Source organism: Bdellovibrionales bacterium, from assembly GCA_018266295.1.
Classification (GTDB): domain Bacteria; phylum Bdellovibrionota; class Bdellovibrionia; order Bdellovibrionales; family Bdellovibrionaceae; genus JACMRP01.
Map to the genome: position 1 here is coordinate 28976 of JAFEAQ010000013.1, position 17080 is coordinate 46055.

Annotated in this window: 19 protein-coding genes; 7 read left to right on the plus strand and 12 right to left on the minus strand. The window is 47.4% G+C overall.

Annotated features, from left to right (window positions below; translation table 11 throughout):
• Positions 1-2 precede the first annotated feature (2 nt).
• A complete protein-coding gene (locus JSU04_14950) occupies positions 3-1439 on the plus strand; it encodes a hypothetical protein (protein ID MBS1971607.1) in 1437 nt (478 codons plus the stop codon).
• Here the strand turns inward: JSU04_14950 and JSU04_14955 are convergent, their stop codons facing one another.
• The 3 genes from JSU04_14955 to JSU04_14965 all read right to left on the minus strand — a co-directional run bounded on the left by JSU04_14955 (position 1440) and on the right by JSU04_14965 (position 4457).
• Positions 1440-2570, minus strand: coding sequence for a hypothetical protein (locus tag JSU04_14955; protein MBS1971608.1), 1131 nt, complete (start codon positions 2568-2570; stop codon positions 1440-1442).
• Between the two features lie 106 nt (positions 2571-2676).
• Positions 2677-3150 (minus strand): hypothetical protein, encoded by a 474-nt coding sequence (locus JSU04_14960; protein ID MBS1971609.1) that lies wholly within the window; start codon positions 3148-3150, stop codon positions 2677-2679.
• Between the two features lie 110 nt (positions 3151-3260).
• Complete coding sequence (locus JSU04_14965; GenBank protein ID MBS1971610.1) at positions 3261-4457, minus strand: hypothetical protein; 1197 nt, start codon at positions 4455-4457, stop codon at positions 3261-3263.
• A gap of 165 nt (positions 4458-4622) precedes the next feature.
• Between JSU04_14965 and JSU04_14970 the strand changes: the two genes are divergently transcribed.
• Positions 4623-6233 carry an oleate hydratase gene (locus JSU04_14970; protein MBS1971611.1) on the plus strand — a complete coding sequence of 537 codons (1611 nt, stop codon included), beginning with the start codon at positions 4623-4625 and terminating at the stop codon, positions 6231-6233.
• Positions 6234-6236: 3 nt separating this feature from the next.
• Here the strand turns inward: JSU04_14970 and JSU04_14975 are convergent, their stop codons facing one another.
• The 3 genes from JSU04_14975 to JSU04_14985 form a co-directional block, all read right to left on the minus strand.
• Positions 6237-7106: a GntR family transcriptional regulator gene (locus JSU04_14975; protein ID MBS1971612.1), complete on the minus strand. Its 870-nt coding sequence runs from the start codon at positions 7104-7106 to the stop codon at positions 6237-6239.
• Positions 7107-7242: 136 nt separating this feature from the next.
• A complete protein-coding gene (locus JSU04_14980; protein ID MBS1971613.1) occupies positions 7243-7614 on the minus strand; it encodes a thioredoxin family protein in 372 nt (123 codons plus the stop codon).
• Positions 7615-8121, minus strand: coding sequence for a DUF1993 domain-containing protein (locus JSU04_14985; GenBank protein ID MBS1971614.1), 507 nt, complete (start codon positions 8119-8121; stop codon positions 7615-7617). It abuts the gene before it with no gap.
• Between the two features lie 100 nt (positions 8122-8221).
• Here JSU04_14985 and JSU04_14990 point away from each other — a divergent pair, with 100 nt between their 5' ends.
• Both JSU04_14990 and JSU04_14995 read left to right on the plus strand, forming a co-directional pair.
• Positions 8222-8668: a hypothetical protein gene (locus JSU04_14990; protein MBS1971615.1), complete on the plus strand. Its 447-nt coding sequence runs from the start codon at positions 8222-8224 to the stop codon at positions 8666-8668.
• Between the two features lie 206 nt (positions 8669-8874).
• Positions 8875-9099 (plus strand): helix-turn-helix transcriptional regulator, encoded by a 225-nt coding sequence (locus JSU04_14995; GenBank protein MBS1971616.1) that lies wholly within the window; start codon positions 8875-8877, stop codon positions 9097-9099.
• 177 nt (positions 9100-9276) lie between these two features.
• On the opposite strand, the gene ftsH is transcribed toward JSU04_14995, so the two are convergent.
• A complete protein-coding gene (ftsH, locus tag JSU04_15000; GenBank protein ID MBS1971617.1) occupies positions 9277-11199 on the minus strand; it encodes an ATP-dependent zinc metalloprotease FtsH in 1923 nt (640 codons plus the stop codon).
• A 106-nt stretch (positions 11200-11305) separates the two neighbouring features.
• On the opposite strand from ftsH, the gene JSU04_15005 reads away from it, so the two are divergent.
• On the plus strand, positions 11306-12076 hold the full coding sequence (locus tag JSU04_15005) for an alpha/beta hydrolase (GenBank protein MBS1971618.1): 771 nt from the start codon (positions 11306-11308) through the stop codon (positions 12074-12076).
• 70 nt (positions 12077-12146) lie between these two features.
• Here the strand turns inward: JSU04_15005 and JSU04_15010 are convergent, their stop codons facing one another.
• Positions 12147-12764: a hypothetical protein gene (locus JSU04_15010; protein MBS1971619.1), complete on the minus strand. Its 618-nt coding sequence runs from the start codon at positions 12762-12764 to the stop codon at positions 12147-12149.
• A 185-nt stretch (positions 12765-12949) separates the two neighbouring features.
• On the opposite strand from JSU04_15010, the gene JSU04_15015 reads away from it, so the two are divergent.
• On the plus strand, positions 12950-13258 hold the full coding sequence (locus tag JSU04_15015) for an Hpt domain-containing protein (protein ID MBS1971620.1): 309 nt from the start codon (positions 12950-12952) through the stop codon (positions 13256-13258).
• A 56-nt stretch (positions 13259-13314) separates the two neighbouring features.
• Here the strand turns inward: JSU04_15015 and JSU04_15020 are convergent, their stop codons facing one another.
• Complete coding sequence (locus JSU04_15020) at positions 13315-13560, minus strand: CsbD family protein (protein ID MBS1971621.1); 246 nt, start codon at positions 13558-13560, stop codon at positions 13315-13317.
• Between the two features lie 20 nt (positions 13561-13580).
• Positions 13581-14153 (minus strand): hypothetical protein, encoded by a 573-nt coding sequence (locus JSU04_15025; protein MBS1971622.1) that lies wholly within the window; start codon positions 14151-14153, stop codon positions 13581-13583.
• Positions 14154-14376: 223 nt separating this feature from the next.
• Here JSU04_15025 and JSU04_15030 point away from each other — a divergent pair, with 223 nt between their 5' ends.
• Entirely contained in the window at positions 14377-15777 is a 1401-nt protein-coding gene (locus tag JSU04_15030; GenBank protein ID MBS1971623.1) for a sigma-54-dependent Fis family transcriptional regulator, read from the plus strand.
• On the opposite strand, the gene JSU04_15035 is transcribed toward JSU04_15030, so the two are convergent.
• Entirely contained in the window at positions 15774-16043 is a 270-nt protein-coding gene (locus JSU04_15035; GenBank protein MBS1971624.1) for a hypothetical protein, read from the minus strand. The two genes, JSU04_15030 and JSU04_15035, sit on opposite strands and share 4 nt — an antisense overlap.
• Before the next feature lie 101 nt (positions 16044-16144).
• Positions 16145-17080 (minus strand): SUMF1/EgtB/PvdO family nonheme iron enzyme (locus tag JSU04_15040; protein ID MBS1971625.1); only part of this gene is annotated, 936 nt, incomplete at its 5' end.

The following is a 17080-nucleotide window of genomic DNA, read 5'->3' on the forward strand; positions in this document are numbered from 1 at the left end:
TCATGAAATACGTCGGTACGTTTCTTATTCTCTTATTTGGTACTAATGTGTGGGCTCAAAGCTCCAATAAGGGAGCTAAGGCTGCAGCTGCTCCGCTTTCGGTGAATACGGGCGCTACCGCCAGTAGCACATTTAATTCTGTTGTTCTTGCTGGACAAGTATCTCGCGGTGGTAATGGGAATGTTACATTTGTAGTAAAAAATAGCTGTTTTGGTACGAATCTTCGTCAAGTTCCAAATCCTCTCTCTCCGATTTCAACAGTCACTTTGGTCGTCGGTATCCGCAATTCTGATGGAACGACAAGTACTTATTGGTTGAAATATCCGGCTGGCGCCGTGACGGCGACGGGAATGGGGCAAGTGATGCCTTTGGATAAGGCGATGGTTTCCGACAGCAGTAAGGTGCGCGGAACGGCGATTGCTAATGTTGTGCGTTTCAAAACTCCGCTTGCAACAACCGCGACCGTGGATGCCAATGGAAATATGAGCTTTGTGCGAAACGGTGAACTTGTAAGTTTAAAGTTTGAGCAAGATTTCATACAGGTGCAGGCTGTTGAGCAGCCGGCTTTTCCAATTTATGGACCCATATCCAATTTGTTATGTTCAGGCTGTACCAGTCAAGCGGGAGCCCAAGGATATCTTAAGAGAGCCTTGCCGTTCAAAGATATGACGGAAGCAAATAAGTTTTTTAACGACAATCCATTAGTTGTTGCTAACGTCAGTGACGATGTAACTTACAATAAGAACTACCAAATTTGGTACAACTGGTTTCAGGAAAAACTACAGGTCGTACGCAGAGGTCCCGGCGATGATCGCGGTCCCTACATGGGGCTACCGGGGGACTTGGCGGCCCACGTGCTTGTGAATGAATCGCGTGATGGTAAGACGATTGAGATCAACGCTGCCTTCCCGGGCCAAGAAGGGTATTGCGGGGGGTATCACTCGCCGTTGATGGTGTTCTTTGATGACAAGCGGCCGAAGTTTACCGGCGAGTCGATGTTCCCACTTCACTTAGGGAAGACGACATGGCCTGAGAAAAATGCGCCTGGATACTTCATAGCGCTTGATAAACTGGGTGACGGTGTCATCACGAAAAAAGATGAACTTTTCGGCAATAGTGATGAATTTAAAAATGGTTTTGAAGCTCTCCGCGTTCTTGATACGAATCACGACGGCGTGATCGATGAGAAGGACAAAGACTTTAAGAAACTGCTTTTGTGGCAGGATAAGAATGGCGATGGCTTTTCACAGCGTGATGAGCTTTCGCCGCTTTATAAGCGCATTAAATCCATTTCTTTGGATTATGACGACAAGACAGTGACGAGCTTCGGGAATCGCGCCGAAGTCAAAGGCCGTGCGAAGTTTATCTTTATTGAAAAAGGTCAGGAAAAAACCGGAGAAGTCCTCGACGTGTGGTTCACTCCGGCCGGTAGCCGCTAATTACTTACAAAGAGCTTTTTTCGCAGGGGTGAAGTTATAAATCATCACTGAGCCCTTCGCGAAGAGTTTGGTTTTTAACTCATCCAAATAAGGTGGAGGCGAGCCCATCACGCGCTGGCCTCTGGTGTCCGTGTCGATCGTTCCAGCCACACCTAGGCAGCCCGCTGTTGGCGAGAACGGGTCCCAGCCATGTAGCAAGACGCCGCGATCCGTGATGTCTCTGTTGCCGGATTCTAGTCCCACAAGTGTAATTCCGTCGTTGATATTGCCTGCACGAGGGGGGCGGTAGGATTTTGTCATAATGGCGCCGTTCGGAGTTTTCTGGGAACCAGCCCCCGCGCCAAAACCACCCGCACCTCGAGAAACCCAAATCGGATTTTTCTCAATAATATTTGCCGGTGTGCCGTCGGGTTTTAAGAACCACATCTTACCCATCAAGCCGCCATCAGAAAAGTCATTGAAGACGATAATGTCTTCGTCGATTTTACTCTTATTTTCGCGATAAGCGTCGAGGGCCTGCTGTATCCCACAGTTGCCGGCCATCCCTGGAGGAGCTGCCATACCCGCTTCCGGGCCGCAAGCAGGTTTGGCATTCCCTGAAGAGACGGAGTTACCTTTTGCGATGGTGTCGTTCATGGCATTTACAACCGCTTTGTTACCGGTTTCTTTTTGATCGCTCGATTTGAACCAGTTAAACGGATTCAGCATACTAAAGAACTTTCCGATGAGATCGAAAATGCCGGTGCCGAATGTTGAAGTGTCACTTTGGAGTGTGCAAGTGTTCGTGCTTGAAGTTAAACAGCTCGGAGAGCTTGCTTGCAAATCAGATTTTTGGACGACAAGACTGTTGCTGGCGGCACGACTGACAAGATCCTCGGTGTCTGAGGCGCTGAGAGTGGAGTTGGAAATTGATTTCACATTGAGAAGTCCACTCGCATTTGTTTTTTCGTAGCTGCCGGCAGTGGATCCCGGGACAAAGTATGTCTGCGAAGAGTCGACGTTATCCCAAGTGATTGTGGTTCCCTTCGAGAGGGCCCCCAGAGGTAAGACAGTTTTTACTGCCGTCAGATCTTCATTAGAGTAAGCCGTTGACACTGCTAAGAAAAATAAGAGCGCTGGAAAAAGTCTCATATTCTTAATTTAGGGGAAATAAATAAGAAATTTAAGACCAGTTTATACTGACCACAGGACTTTTAGCAAGGAAGGGTCTCTGATTGTTCCCGTTTATTCGCAGGAACTATCGTGTAAGTAGCTGAGAGAGGGTCTCAGAGTCATCGAAAGGGCGTCCCGCGAGGTCCTCGAGAGATTTACGAACCAGCAGGTTATCCATCACGTAAGCCTTGGTGCCGAAGAAGAAACCACCAATCGAGGAACGTCCCGGGAGCCAAGAAGTCGGAAAGCAGCCGAGGTTCTCTGAAGCATCGGCGATGAACTGCCCGGCTGTTATGTGGCTAAGATCTCGATAGACAATCTGATTTGCCTTGCCGGTGGTGTTTGTCACAAAGAGGTTTTCGATTTCGCTCATTTGCTCATCGCTGAGTTGTGCGCAGTAAGTGCGACTGCCCTCTAAGGCGCGTTCGGTGTTGATGGTCTCAAGGCGGTCATTCACTTTTTGCACGTAGTGCGCGATGAATTCCGCCGTCGACATTGTTGTCGCTGCATTTGCTTGTAACCCAAAAATTAAGAAAAACCCCACTAAGAACGTCTTCATGACCTCTCCCCAGTAGCCAGAATAACTACAAAGTTCGCGCCAGAGGTCATAGCGAATATAGACGAGCTTAGAAAAAGCTCGTGAGAAAAATTACAAAAAGGTGTCGAAAATTAGAACAACGGGCTCATTTTATAAACGCCCGAACCCCACTCTTGATTGCCCACGGCTGAGTTCATGATGGTGTAGAACACGATCTCATTACGCTCGTTGATACGAACATTTCCGCCAAAACCCGGGAAGGTCGGGTTTGCAAGAATGCGCCCCATGCCCATGTCTGTTGGGATTTGATCGCCTTCACCAATCACGCGGCGAATCTCGTGGCCATCGGCTAAATAGATTCCACGGAGGCCTTTTGAGTTTTTCGCGCGAAAGATGGCAATGCCTTGGCTATTGACTTGAGGAGCAAATAGTTCGATCTCTGAAACGCCATCCTGACCTTCAGTTGCGTAGCGAGTTTGAACTCCCTGATCGTCAATCACCAAAGTTTTCGAGCCGTCTTTAAGAATTCCGACAAAAGCGACAAGGCCATTTTCTGAAAGAGAAACCGAGTTGGCAAATCCTGCAAAAGGAGATTGTGGATCACTTTTTTGATCGCGAGCCACTATGCGATGAGTGCCGTCCGCATTGAGTAAAAGAATTTGATCCGGGAAAGTATTGTCCCAATCCATTTTGCCACCGAGGCGAATTTTGCTGGCCATCTGCTGGCGGTTATTGACCATCGGGCCAAAAAGGTAAGAGGCCTTGAAGCCCAAAGTATCATCGCCTTCAGAGAATATCATATTCAGAGATTTGTCGAAGCTATAAAAACTGTGATCCTGCCCCATGTGGGTGCCTCGGAAAAAGATTTCGCCACTTTTAAGAACTTGCAAATAACTATGAGCAATCAAATCTGTACCCTGGTTCGGAAGGACATTGGCGACCGAATCCGATTTCATATCGTAGACAAAGATCCCGTCGCTGGAAGCTTCTTCAAAAACCGATACGGCAATCAGACCGCTGTCGTTCATCGCAGGTTCCGTCATGACTTTACCTTCAGGCGCACGAAATACAACTTTACCATTGATCCACAAAGCCTGGGTGTTTTCACCCTCGACCGCCATCAGCTTAAAGCTGACATCGCCATTGTTATTAATGTTCGGAGAAGTGCTATTGAGAAAAGACATTGGCGGCAAGTTGTAGGAATCAGGACCATTTGCCCGCGCCATGAGTTCCGGGGCTTTGTAGTCAGGAATCACCGCAAAGGATGTGGATGAAATCGCGAAAGAGATTGCAAAAGAGGAAAATCCGAGCAGAAGAGATTTTGTCATTCGTTGGTTCCTTTGTATGTAATGCTACAATGGCGCACTGATTTTTAAATTTCAACATCTCTTGCTTTTATTCTCAATGTGTTTTCGTTTTCGATGAGCTTTTCTTCACTTTACTCTGATCCTTACGGGACCTTAGGATTTTTAGACAGTCCAGAGGGGGTCGTCATGGCAGACAGAAAGTGCTATTTGGTAGGAAGTGGCATCGCATCCCTGGCGAGTGCGGCCTATTTAATTCGCGAAGGAAATCTCTCCGGTGAGAATATTATCATCATCGAAGAGGGTACGATGACAGGTGGTAGTCTCGATGCCAGCGGCGATGCCGAGAAGGGCTATGTCATGCGGGGCGGCCGCATGCTGAATTTTTCTTATCTCTGCACCTATGATCTTCTATCATTTATTCCCTCGCTGAATGATCAGACCAAAACGGTCATGGATGAGATTCACGACTTTAACCAGAAGATTAAAACGAACTCTCACTGCCGGCTTGTCCATCACGGGGAAAAAATTGATTCAACCGCCATGGGTTTTAGCTACAAAGACCGCTTCGATATTCTTGAAGTCATGATGAAATCCGAAGAGAGTCTTGGTGGTCGCAGTATTGAGGACTGCTTTCAGGGGGCCTTCTTTGAAACCAACTTCTGGTACATGTGGGCGACGATGTTTGCCTTTCAGCCGTGGCACAGTGTTGTTGAGTTTAAGCGCTACCTCCATCGGTTCATTCATGAATTTCCACGTATCAACACGCTCGAAGGTGTCGATCGCACTCCTTACAATCAGTACGACTCGATCGTCTTGCCTTTGCTCAAGTGGCTGAAGCGCGAAGGTGTGCACTTTATGATGGAAACCGAAGTGACCGATCTTGAGTTTACGGATCTCGGTACGAAAAAGGCCGTTTCAAAAATTTTCTATCGACGGAACGAAGATCAAAACCATATTCCGATAGAGTCCGAGGACTTGGTTTTTGTCACGAATGGCTCGATGACCGCGTCCTCGAGTCTTGGTTCGATGAAAACGGTTCCACTCATGAAGTCCAAGCGAGAAGGCGGGGATTGGGCGCTCTGGGAAAGATTGGCTTTTAACCGGCCCGAGTTCGGGCGACCCTCGGTTTTTTCAGGCCGGGTGGATGAATCTAAATGGGTTTCGTTCACTGTCACTTCAAAGGGACATCAGTTTTTTGATTTGATGGAGAAATTCACGGGGAATGAAGCGGGAACAGGGGGACTTGTCACCTTTACGGACTCAAACTGGCTTATGTCGATCGTTCTTGCTCATCAACCTCACTTTTTAAATCAGCCAAAGGATGTGACCGTTTTCTGGGGTTATGGCCTTTTTGTTGATCAGCCAGGCAATTTTGTGAAGAAGAAAATGTCGGAGTGTAACGGTGAAGAAATTCTCACGGAGCTTTGCTCGCATTTGAATTTCATAGAAGAAATGCCTGAGATTATTGCCCAGGCCAACTGCATTCCCTGTATGATGCCGTTTATCACAAGTCAGTTTTTAACTCGTGATAAGGGCGATCGCCCGGAAGTCGTGCCGCCGGGTTATGTGAATCTCGCCTTTATCGGCCAGTACTGCGAGATTCCTGAAGACGTGGTGTTTACCGTGGAGTATTCCGTGCGGTCAGCGCAGACGGCGGTCTTTAGTCTTCTGCAGCTTGAATGCGAGCCGGTGCCGGTCTACGACGGAGCTCGGGATTTTCATGTGTTGTTTGAATCAATGAAGACAATGTTTAAAGAAACCGAAGAGCGAACCCGAGAAGAGCGGCCGCCACTTTGAGGGCTATTTCTTTTTCGGTGCTGGAGGAGCTTTTTTGCCAGCCCCAACGCGAAGACCATCTTCGTCGATGCTGACAAGGCGCTGCTTGTACAGCCCACCGAGAGCGATCTTGTACTTCTTTTTGCTGACGCCAAAAAGGTCATAGATTTTTTCAGGCGGCGTTTTTTCTGTGAGAGCCAAGAAGCCGTTATTTTTTTCTAGGAGTTCGAGAATTTTTGGTCCGACGTCCTCAGCTCCTTGGTGTCCGGTTTTTTGTAAACCGAGATCAATCTTACCGTCTTCTGCGCGGATGTGACGAATGAAGCCACGGATTTTTTGACCGATCTTCAAAGGCTGAAAAACCTCATTGTGATAGAGCATGCCCTGATGTGTGCCATTGATGATCGCCTTAAAACCCAGATCCGTACGGTTATAGATCATCAAATCAACACTTTGACCCGCTTCAAAATCCGCGGGCTCTTTCGATAAATAGCGCTCGACACGCATCGAAGAGGAAATGCGGTCGGTGTTATCAAGATAAAGGTAAACAACCACTTGATCGCCCGGGTGAATGTTGTGTGTTTGCTCTGAAAACGGCAAAAAGAGATCTTTATCAAGTCCCCACGCAAGGAACGCGCCTACTTTCGTGGCAGCCACCACCGTCAGGTAAGCAAATTCACCCACCTGAGCTTGAGGAGTTTCGGTTGTCGCCATCAAGCGGTCTTCGGAATCAAAGCAAACAAAAACTTCGAGCACGTCACCCACTTGAGCGTTCTCGGGAACGAACTTTTTCGGCAAAAGAATTTCGCCGTCTTCGCCGCCGTCCAAAAAGACGCCGAAATCAACGAGTTTAGTAACTGTAAGTTTATTGAATCTTCCGATATCGACTAGCATGGCGAAGGACCTTAACAGGGCCCCTCGGTAGGGTCAATAGAGGCAAACCTATTTCTTTCGGGCGATCACCGTAAAGACATGCCAGTGTAATATTTCATGGCTTTTGAATTCCACTACGTCAGCAGATCATTCAATTCTAGGGTGTTGCCGGGTGCTTTGCGCGAAGTTCACGCAAAGCCGTCATAAACGGATCCATTCCAGGAAACGGCGAGATCTTTCCAAGCTTCCGGCCTTGTTTGAAAAAGAAAAAGGCCGGAATGCCGTGCAAGCCAAAGCGAGTTCCTAGGTCCATGTCTTCGTAAACGTTGACGTGGAACCAGCGCAGTCCCAGCTGTTTCACGATGTCTGCATCCTGAAACAGCATTTTTTTCGCGACTTCACAATTGGGACAGTCGTGCCCCCAGAAAAATACACAGACGAGTTCTTCGGCATGTTTTTCCAGTGCCTGATCAAAATTATCCGGACGAAGTTGTTCGCACTCCAGTGCCGCGAAAAACGGGTGAGACATCTAAGCCTTCAAAGGCAAATCGCCCAAGTAGTCTTTTTTGCCGATATCAACGCCATTGTGACGAAGAATTGAGTAGGCAGTCGTCACGTGGAAATAGAAATTAGGCAGCGCATGTTGTTGGGCATATTCAGCACCTAGAAGATACTTTCCTTCCCAGCGAGGCTGGGTGATTTTTCTTTCCTCTGCGCCGTTGAAATCAGCTGCTTTAAAAGTGTTGAGATATTGAATCACGCTTTCGATTCTTGCTTTTAGTTCCGGCAGGGTTTTCTCGTTGTCTTCGTGTTTCGGTGCTTCTTTGCCTGTCAGGCGCGAAACAGAGAGTTTTGCGGTGTCGGTGGCGATCTGAATTTGGCGGATAAGGTTGAATTGATCCGGTGCTAGGCGGGAATTTAACAAAACGTCCACATCAAATTTCTTCGTTTCGGCAAGTTGGACACCTTTGTCGAGAAGGCGGTTAAGATTTTGAAGCATTTTCGCGTATTGTGGGGCTGTCAATTCGTAGAGCATAGGACCTCCGGTTGATTTAAGGCCTAAAATAGGATGCATTATTGACCCAGGCAAGGTTTATGCGCATGATGAATGCCTGAATCATTCAGAGAGGATGTCTATGAAATCAATCACAGAATTTGCAGTTTTCACATTGAATAAAGGTCTTGCCGCGAAAGCAGCATTGGCGAACCAAGGAAAGAGTCCTGAAGAAATCCAAACGAGTCTCGGTGAAACCTTCAAATTCGAAGGCGATAAGTTAAAGTATTTCATTAATGCGCTCGACGTAGCTGGCCAAAACCAGCAGGATTTGAAGCGTGTTTTTGTTATTTCTCTCGGTGAAGGGGAGTCTGCTCCGGCGAAAGCTGTTCAAGTTGAAGAGCACCACTATGTTCCTGAATTTTTAAACACAGCTAAGCCAGTGGCAGCTGCAACGGATGCTAAAGGCGGCCGTGGCGGAGGCAAAGGTGGACGCGGTGGTGGCCGTGGTGAGAAAAAAGGTGGATCTCCATGGGGTATGACTCCAGAAGAGAAAGCGGCGAAGGGAAAAGGCGCTCCCAAGGCCTAGTTTTAAATAAGAGGATTGTTCGAAAAAGCCGAGGAGAAGTCCTCGGCTTTTTTGTTATCTACTCACATTGGTGCTGTGATGCAGACAGAGTTAATCATGAAAAAGTACTCACAATTTACAAGAGATGTTTGAGTCGAACGCCGGACTTTGATACGGTAAAACAACACCATTGGTGTTGCGACTGCCGTCAATTTAGAATTTCGAATGTGGGTTCATTGGATCGAAAGTACGACGTCTTACTGACGAATATTGCAGCTAATATCAAGCGTCTGCGCAAAGATAAAGGTCTCTCTCAGAGAGAGATGGAGGCCTTCGGCTTTGATCTGCGCAACTACCAAAGACTAGAGTCCGGCAGTCACTCTCCAAGTCTCTATACACTCTATAAACTGGGCGAGGCCTTCTGCGTGGATCTCCACGAGTTCTTCAAATAATTGTTCGAAACAGCTTAAGTTCAAAAAGTCCGAGCCGATAATTTAGCATCTTACATACGGTATAACTTCACCACCATATCGAATGATGCATTGGGGACTCAGCAATGATGTTCAACATGTTGTCCTTGAGCACTGTCTTGGTTTGGAGGTAGGGTCCGTCGCAAGACGGGCCCTTTTTTATACTTCCGCTGGCGGCGTTGTCGGAGGAGTCGGTTTCCAAAGAGCATTAATGGAAATCTCTGTAGGGACCAACTTTTTGAAAAGATTTTTTAGATCTGCTTCTGAGAGAGTTTCTTTCTCTAGCAGCTGCTGCGCGCCTTCTTCAAGCACCGCCCGGTTTTGTTGCAAAATCTTTTCTGTAATTTTCTTTGCGACTTCAATGACATTTTTAATTTCAAGATCGATCAAATGGGCGGTGTCTTCACTGTAATGACGGATCTCATGGCCCTGTAGAGGACTTTCGAGAAACGGACTCAGTTGCTGCTCATAGACCACCATGCCTACGGTGGGACTCATCCCATACTTCGTCACCAGAGCTTCAGCGATATTTGTGACCTTTACGAGATCATCGGCGGCCCCAGTTGAGAACTCGTTGAACACCAAAAGCTCGGCACCTCGGCCACCGAGCAGAACGGCCATTTTATGAATCAATTCGTCACGCGTGACGATGTAGCGGTCTTCAGTGGGGCGCTGGATGGTATAGCCAAGGGCTCCGATTCCGCGCGGGATGATTGAGACTTTTTGCGGACGATCGCAGCCAGGCAGAGCCCCTGCGACAATGGCGTGGCCCATTTCGTGGTACGCCACGGTTTTTCTTTCTTTGGGGTTTAGAATGCGGCTTTTCTTTTCAAGCCCCGCAACGATTCTTTCAATCGCTAAAATGAAATCATTTTTGTCGACAATGGCCGAATTTCTCCGAGTCGCAACGAGTGCCGCCTCATTCACAAGATTAGCAAGGTCCGCACCGGTGAAACCCGATGTCAGGGCGGCGATATGGTCCACTTCCAGGTTGGGCTCATATTTAATGTTTTTAAGGTGAACCCGCAAAATGGCTTCGCGGCCTTTTTTATCGGGGCGATCGACAAGCACTTGTTTGTCAAAACGTCCTGAGCGCAGCAGTGCGGGATCTAAAATCTCGGGCCGATTGGTGGCAGCGAGCAGGATAATGCCTGATTGCGTGTCAAAGCCATCAAGTTCTGCGAGCAGTTGATTGAGAGTCTGCTCTTTTTCGTCATGGCCTCCGCCCATAATTTGCGTTGCACGAACCTTGCCGAGAGCATCCAGTTCGTCAATAAAGATAATGCACGGGGCTTTCTCGCGGGCTTTTTCAAACAGATCACGCACTCGGGCTGCGCCGACGCCGACAAAGAGCTCCACGAATTCTGAGCCGCTAATAGAGAAAAAGGGGACCCGCGCCTCACCAGCGACCGCTTTGGCTAACAGGGTTTTACCGGTTCCCGGTGGGCCGACAAGCAGAATCCCTTTCGGCATGCGCGCGCCCAAGCGACTGTAGTGATCTGGATTTTTTAAAAACTCCACCACTTCTCGAAGTTCATCTTTGGCTTCATCAACGCCGGCCACATCGGCGAAAGTGGTTTTCACATCGGTTTCGACATAGAGTTTTGCCCGGCTTTTCCCAACAGCCATCAGTCCGCCGCCAATACCCCCGCGTGCGGCCATCATTCGGCCTATGAAAATCCAGGCGCCAATAAATATCAAGGCGGGAATTGTCCAAGAAAGCAGATCGCGCAAAAATCCGCTTTCAACGACGCGCAGATAGGTGACTCCACTGTCGTCGAGTTCCTTAGCGAGATCTTCATTCACGCGAGCTGTGTAGAACTCCGTCTTTTTATCGGGGCGGGGGTTTTTAAATTGTCCTCGGATGTATTGTTCGCTGATATTGAGATTATCAACTTCTTTGGTTTTCAGCAAAGTTTGAAATTCGCTGTACGGAATTTCCACCATTTGTCGGGATTGCAACCAGACAGTTTGCAGCCAAAACGTCATGACGATCGCAAAAGACAATAAGAGCCAAGCGTAGTTCTTTTTCGGCGGCACTGGAGACCTCCTAAAGATTGGCGAGTACGGATATTTAAACATCAAATGCTAGGTCGGGCGAGTGACGATTTATTCTTGAACTGAGGGCAAAACATCAATGAGTCAGTGGCACGATAAGGAAATTTAAAAAATCGAAAGGAGTTTTTCTATGCAATTTGCAAAATTATTTTTACTGTCTTTAGTTGCGGTTTCATTTCTTGGCCTTGGTGGCGCGCAAGCTCGTCCCGCAGAGGAAAAAACCATAGTTCTTGTTCACGGGGCTTTCGCGGATGGCTCTTCTTGGCAGAAGGTCATTCCACTTTTAAAAGCCAAAGGCTACAAAGTCATCGCTGTGCAAAATCCGTTGAGTTCCCTCGACGATGACGTGAAAGTGACTAAAAGAATCGTTAATAATCAGCAGGGTCCTGTGATTCTGGTGGGGCACTCTTGGGGTGGAATGGTTATTTCCGAGTTAGGGAGTAATCCAAAAGTGGCGGCACTCGTTTATGTCGCGGCCTTTGCTCCGGCGGAAGGAGATTCAGTGGCCAGTCTTTTGGCGTCGGCAAAGGTTCCTGCTCCGGGGCTTACAGAAGTTGTTGCCGATAATGAGGGCTATCTTTCAATGAGTGAAAAAGGAGTTCGTGAACACTTCGCGCCAGATTTAACTCCAGCAGAACAAGATATCGTCTACGCCGTTCAAGGACCGATTTTTGGCAATGCCTTTGGCACTAAAACATCTGTTGCAACCTGGAGAAGCGTTCCTTCGTGGTATATCATTGCCGATCAGGATCATATGATTCCACCGGATGTGCAGAATACCATGAGTCAGAGAGTGGGCTCTAAAGTCACGCATGTGGCTTCTTCCCATGTGCCGATGCTGTCAAAACCAGATGAAGTTGCAAAAGTAATTCTGGAAGCAGCTGATCAGTCCGGAAATTAGAGGCGAAAATCAGCGAAGATAAAGAGGCAGTGGATATATCCGTAGGATATATCCACTGAAGGCGGGATGGTTAGAGAGCGACCGGGAAGGAAACGCTCAGGATGTATGATTTGTCGTTGCCTTTAACGCTGTCAAAGGTGCCGGTGATAGGTCCGGCTTTTTCAACGGTGACAGAATCATATTTTGAATCTTGATATTCTAAATTTAAGCTCACAGCGGCGATGTAGATCCCGGCTCCGACACGGTAGCCTTTTGGGTTATTGAATTTAACATCGACTCCATTAATTGCTTCGGGATTTAAAGAGCCTGTTAACAGATAAGTTCCCCATACACGAATCCCCGCAAGCGGAGTTTGTACTCCCAAAGTCACACCGAGGTTTGACATGTCGGCAGTTGCCGAGCCGTTCAGGGCAGAAGATTCATAGTTGGGTCGCGCGTAACGTCCGTCAGCGGCGATAAAAAGAGAATCATATACATGAAAACCTAAGCGGAGGCCCAAGCCAAGGCCGTTGATTTTTTCAGTTGAGTCAGAAAACGGACTTGGATAAGTCACTTTCATTTCGCCGGACTGGTAAGTCAGTGCCGGCTCAACAAATAATCCACCGGGACTGGGTTCTTCGGCATTTGCGAAATGACTGAAGCAAGAAAGTGCGAAAGTGCAGATGATTAGTTTACTTGTGAAATTCATGGAAGTTCCTTTCGTTGTGTCCCTCATGTAATAAGTGTTATTGCAAGCTCGGTACCAACTTGAAATGTTGATATATTTTAGATGAGCGTGGCGTCTAACAATGAATGAGGAAAAATGCCTCATGGGCATGGGGAATTTTAGTTTTTCATGTTGAGTAAACACCAAGATTCTCTTATAAATAATCTATGCCAACAAATTTTCACGTCCCTTACGAACTCAGAATGCGTTATCTGACTCGCAAAAATGAAGAGCTTGAAATTTGCCGCGCGCAACTTGCGCAGCACGAGCTGGATGCTGTTAAAACATTGGCCCATCAAATGCGTGGAAATGCCGTGAGTTTTAATTTTCCTTTGTTGGAACAGCTCGGAATTCTTTTAGAAAAATGCATTGAGTGTGAAGATATTGAGGGAGCAAAAGTTCTTGTCGATGATGTTCAACTGGCGATTAATGGTTTTATTCAGCGTCTTGAAAAATCCGAATTACAGATGAAATAAAAAAACCCGAGGGCGATGACGCCCCCGGGCACTTGCTTTGCGTTCAGGCATTCTCTTTAGTGGCGGATCTCGTCTTCTTTTGCCAGGTCGTCGCGTTTTTCTGACAAGTATCGGTCCATCACTTTGGAAACTCTTTGTTGGGCATCGTCTTTGGCATAACCATAGCGTTTTTGCAAAACACCAGCAATCGCAGTGGCATCGCCTTTAGTTTGCTCCCACTCGTCGTCAGTGATATTGCCCCACATTTTGCGCAAATCACCTTTAATCTCTTTCCATTTACCTTGGATGATATTTTTATCCATAAAATCCTCCTTTTGGATCATTATTCGTACTTAACGAAAATCACAGCTTTTGATGCTTTGTTTTCAATTTTATTGATGGCCGTTGCGTGATCGCTTGGAGCCGCCCCCGTGCCTTGGAATGTGTTTTTTGTTTTGTAGTCTTCAGTTTTAAAGAGCTCAGCTATCGCACCTGGGCGTTTCGCCATGTTGTGACCGTTCACTGATTCAGTTGTGCTCAGATCTTTTTTCATGAAATCTTTGATGGCATCAGCACGTCCCTGAGCAAGATCAACTTCTTGAGAAGTTGCTTTTTGTCCTTCTGTTGGGTACTCACGGTCGGCCCAAGCTAGAACTTCGTACTCGGCAATTTTCCCGTTGTGGGGAGCTTGAGAAGCGAGATTGCGAAGTTTCTCTTTATCAGCTTCATCAAGAGTTTTACCGCCTTTAGCGAAGTCGACAACGACATAGTGTCCGCCACCGGCCTCCGCAGTTGCTTGCGAAGTTTTTGGCAGAGTCGCTTCGGTCGAAGCTTGCTTAGGTTCACTTGAGCAGCCAACAACTAAAAGAACAGCACTCGCAAGTGTTAGAAAAGCGGTTTGTTTTTTGAAATTCATAGATGTCTCCTTCTTTCTTTCTTGAGATGAGCCGAGCATCGATGATGGGAGAATTGCCCGGACGATTTTTGTTTTTGCAATTCGTTTGCCAGCCACAATTAAGCTTCAAATCAAATTAAAAAGCTATCCATCTGATATCCTTTTTTCGTCGAGACAAAATGTCGCGGTTGACGTGGGACATTTTTCCTCGCTATTTAAAAGGAGGACGAAAGGGAGGTATGTGATGAATTCGTCACAACGTTTGCTTTTAATTGAAGATGATTTGGACCTTGCAGAATTATCTATTGCGTTCTTTAAGCAGAAATCGATTGAGGTCACTCATTTTACGGATCCTCTTCAGGCGATGCAAAGTCTTTTAAAAGATGACAAACAATACGGCGCTGTCGTTACAGATTTAGATCTGCCGGGAATTTCTGGAGTAGATCTTATTAAACGTCTGCGCGCTGAAGGCTCAACGATCCCGGTTATTCTTATTACTGTCTCTAATGATGTCGAAACTGCCATTGGGGCTATCGACGCCGGCGCTTATGACTTTGTGGTGAAACCTCTGCATTTTCCACAACTCCTTATCTCAGTTCAGCGCGCTTTGAAGTTTCATTCTCTGCATGAAGAAAATGCCAGCCTTCGGGATATTTTGGATGTCAGTAAAGGTATTCATGCCGAGGGCATTATTGGTAAAAGTGAAAAGATCCGCAAAGTCATCGAACTTGCCAAGCGTATTTCAAAAAGTACCGCCACGGTGTGCATTAATGGCGAGAGCGGCACTGGTAAAGAGGTGTTCGCCCGCGCGATTCATCAATGGAGTCCTCGGGCGAAAAAGCAATTTGTTGCAATTAATTGCTCGGCGATTCCTGAAAATCTTTTGGAATCGGAACTTTTTGGTCATGCAAAAGGATCATTCACTGGAGCTATTGATAAGAAAATCGGTCTTTTTGAAGAAGCCGACGGTGGAACCTTGTTCTTAGATGAGATCGGTGATTTAAGTCTACCGCTGCAAGCAAAACTCCTTCGCGTTCTTCAAGAGAAGGAGATCAAACGAGTCGGTGAGAACCAAGTACGAAGCGTCGACGTTCGAGTCATAGCGGCGACTCACAAAGATCTTCGTCAGGAGGTCCAGGCACAGCGTTTTCGTGAGGATTTGTTTTTTAGACTCAATGTCATACCCTTGCAGATTCCGCCATTGCGCGATCGTAAAGAAGATGTTTTACCTCTGGCGGAATATTTCTTAAAAAAATACAGCAAGCTGAATCACGCAAATATCACTGGATTTAAAAAGGGGGCCAAAGAATATCTGCTCACTCAAGCGTGGCGGGGTAACGTGCGTGAGCTCGAAAATGCGATTGAACGAGCTGTTGTTCTCACAACGGGACCTGAAGTCGAACTGAGTGCGTTTTTATTATTTGAAGAGAAGAGTTCATTCGATCCCCAAGCCGTGCTTGATGATGGCGGCAATAGTTTCGTCTTTCATTTTGGCGATGAGTTGGAGTCTCTCTCGGTTTTAGAAAAGAAATATATTCACTTCGTGTTTGAACGCAGCGACCGGATGAAAGAAAAAACGGCCAAGGTTCTGGGGATTGATCGCAAAACCTTGGCGAGAAAGCTCCAAGAAATGGAGATACACTAACGTCCTCTGTACAGAGATTCGCAAGTCGTGCCGCAGCGGTGCCACTGGATCTCGACGTCGGTTGAATGAGAGCAATAATTGGCGCTACGTGGAGTGTATCCGGGTGGGCATGTTTTTCCTGGGGTCACGCAGTCTTCGAAGTTCCCTAAGTACGGAGAGTCGCAGCTGCGGATCATGGCGTGGATTGTTCCGTCGTCACTCGAAGTTTGTGCGAAGGCTATTGATTGGCACAAAATAGATAGAACCAGGATGGTGAGCGTTTTCATTTTTCCTCCTCAGGATTGATTTTGAAAAATGCTACCGAATATTTGTCGCAACTATTAGAAGAGGCGAAAAATATTTATTCACACACGGCCGTCCGTGGTTATCATTGCAGACTCATTACGCAACGGAATCCGACATTATTCATGCCTAAATTCCATGATGCCGGTGCCTGTATTTCATTTGCGGTGATATCGCCGATATTGGCGGTGAAGATTCCAGTCGCGCCGTTAGAATGTATGCAGTTGGCGCCGCCTCGAATGACTTTTCCAGAACTCCCGCCAAACAAGCTGCCCATTAAATTGTTCTGTTTCGGAACGCTCGTCATTCCTGTGAAATCAAATAACGCAGGAGATCCCGGCTTTACGTCCCAGTTGTTGTTAAAATAATCGCGGGCATAGGGCTGTGACAAATCCGGGTTGTAAGAGCCACCGTAAATTGTGTCGCTAACCCATTCCCACGCGTTGCCACCGAAATCCCAAATGATGTGACCGCTTGCGAGTTGAAAGGTGCGGCGTTCGCTATTGTCAGTTTTGCCAGTACCGTCATAGGGATTCGTCATATCATTCACGGCGATGGGTTCGCTCCACCCGGAGTAATAGCCTGTATAGAGTTTTCCGTTGAGTTTTGTGCCGCCAGACCAGTTTGCGTCTTGATTATAAATTTCGAGTGCGGCTGCGTTCCACTCTGCATTGGTCGGTAAACGGTAGCGGCTGCCGAGATCGGCGCAGGCTGCGGAGGCGGTGGCTTTGTTGGCGATCCAAGGCTTGTTCGCGGCCATTGAAACGGCGGCGCCATTGACATTTTTCATTTCAAATTTAGCAATACAGAACGCCGCTGTGGCGGTTGTCGCGTTTGCTTCGACGCGCTCGAAATTCGCCGGGCACGAAGTCACCGGAGTTGGTGTTGGAGTCGGAGTCACTGACGGAGTTGGTGTTGGAGTCGGAGTCACTGACGGAGTTGGTGTTGGAGTCGGAGTCACTGACGGAGTTGGTGTTGGAGTCGGAGTCACTGACGGAGTTGGTGTTGGAGTCGGAGTCAC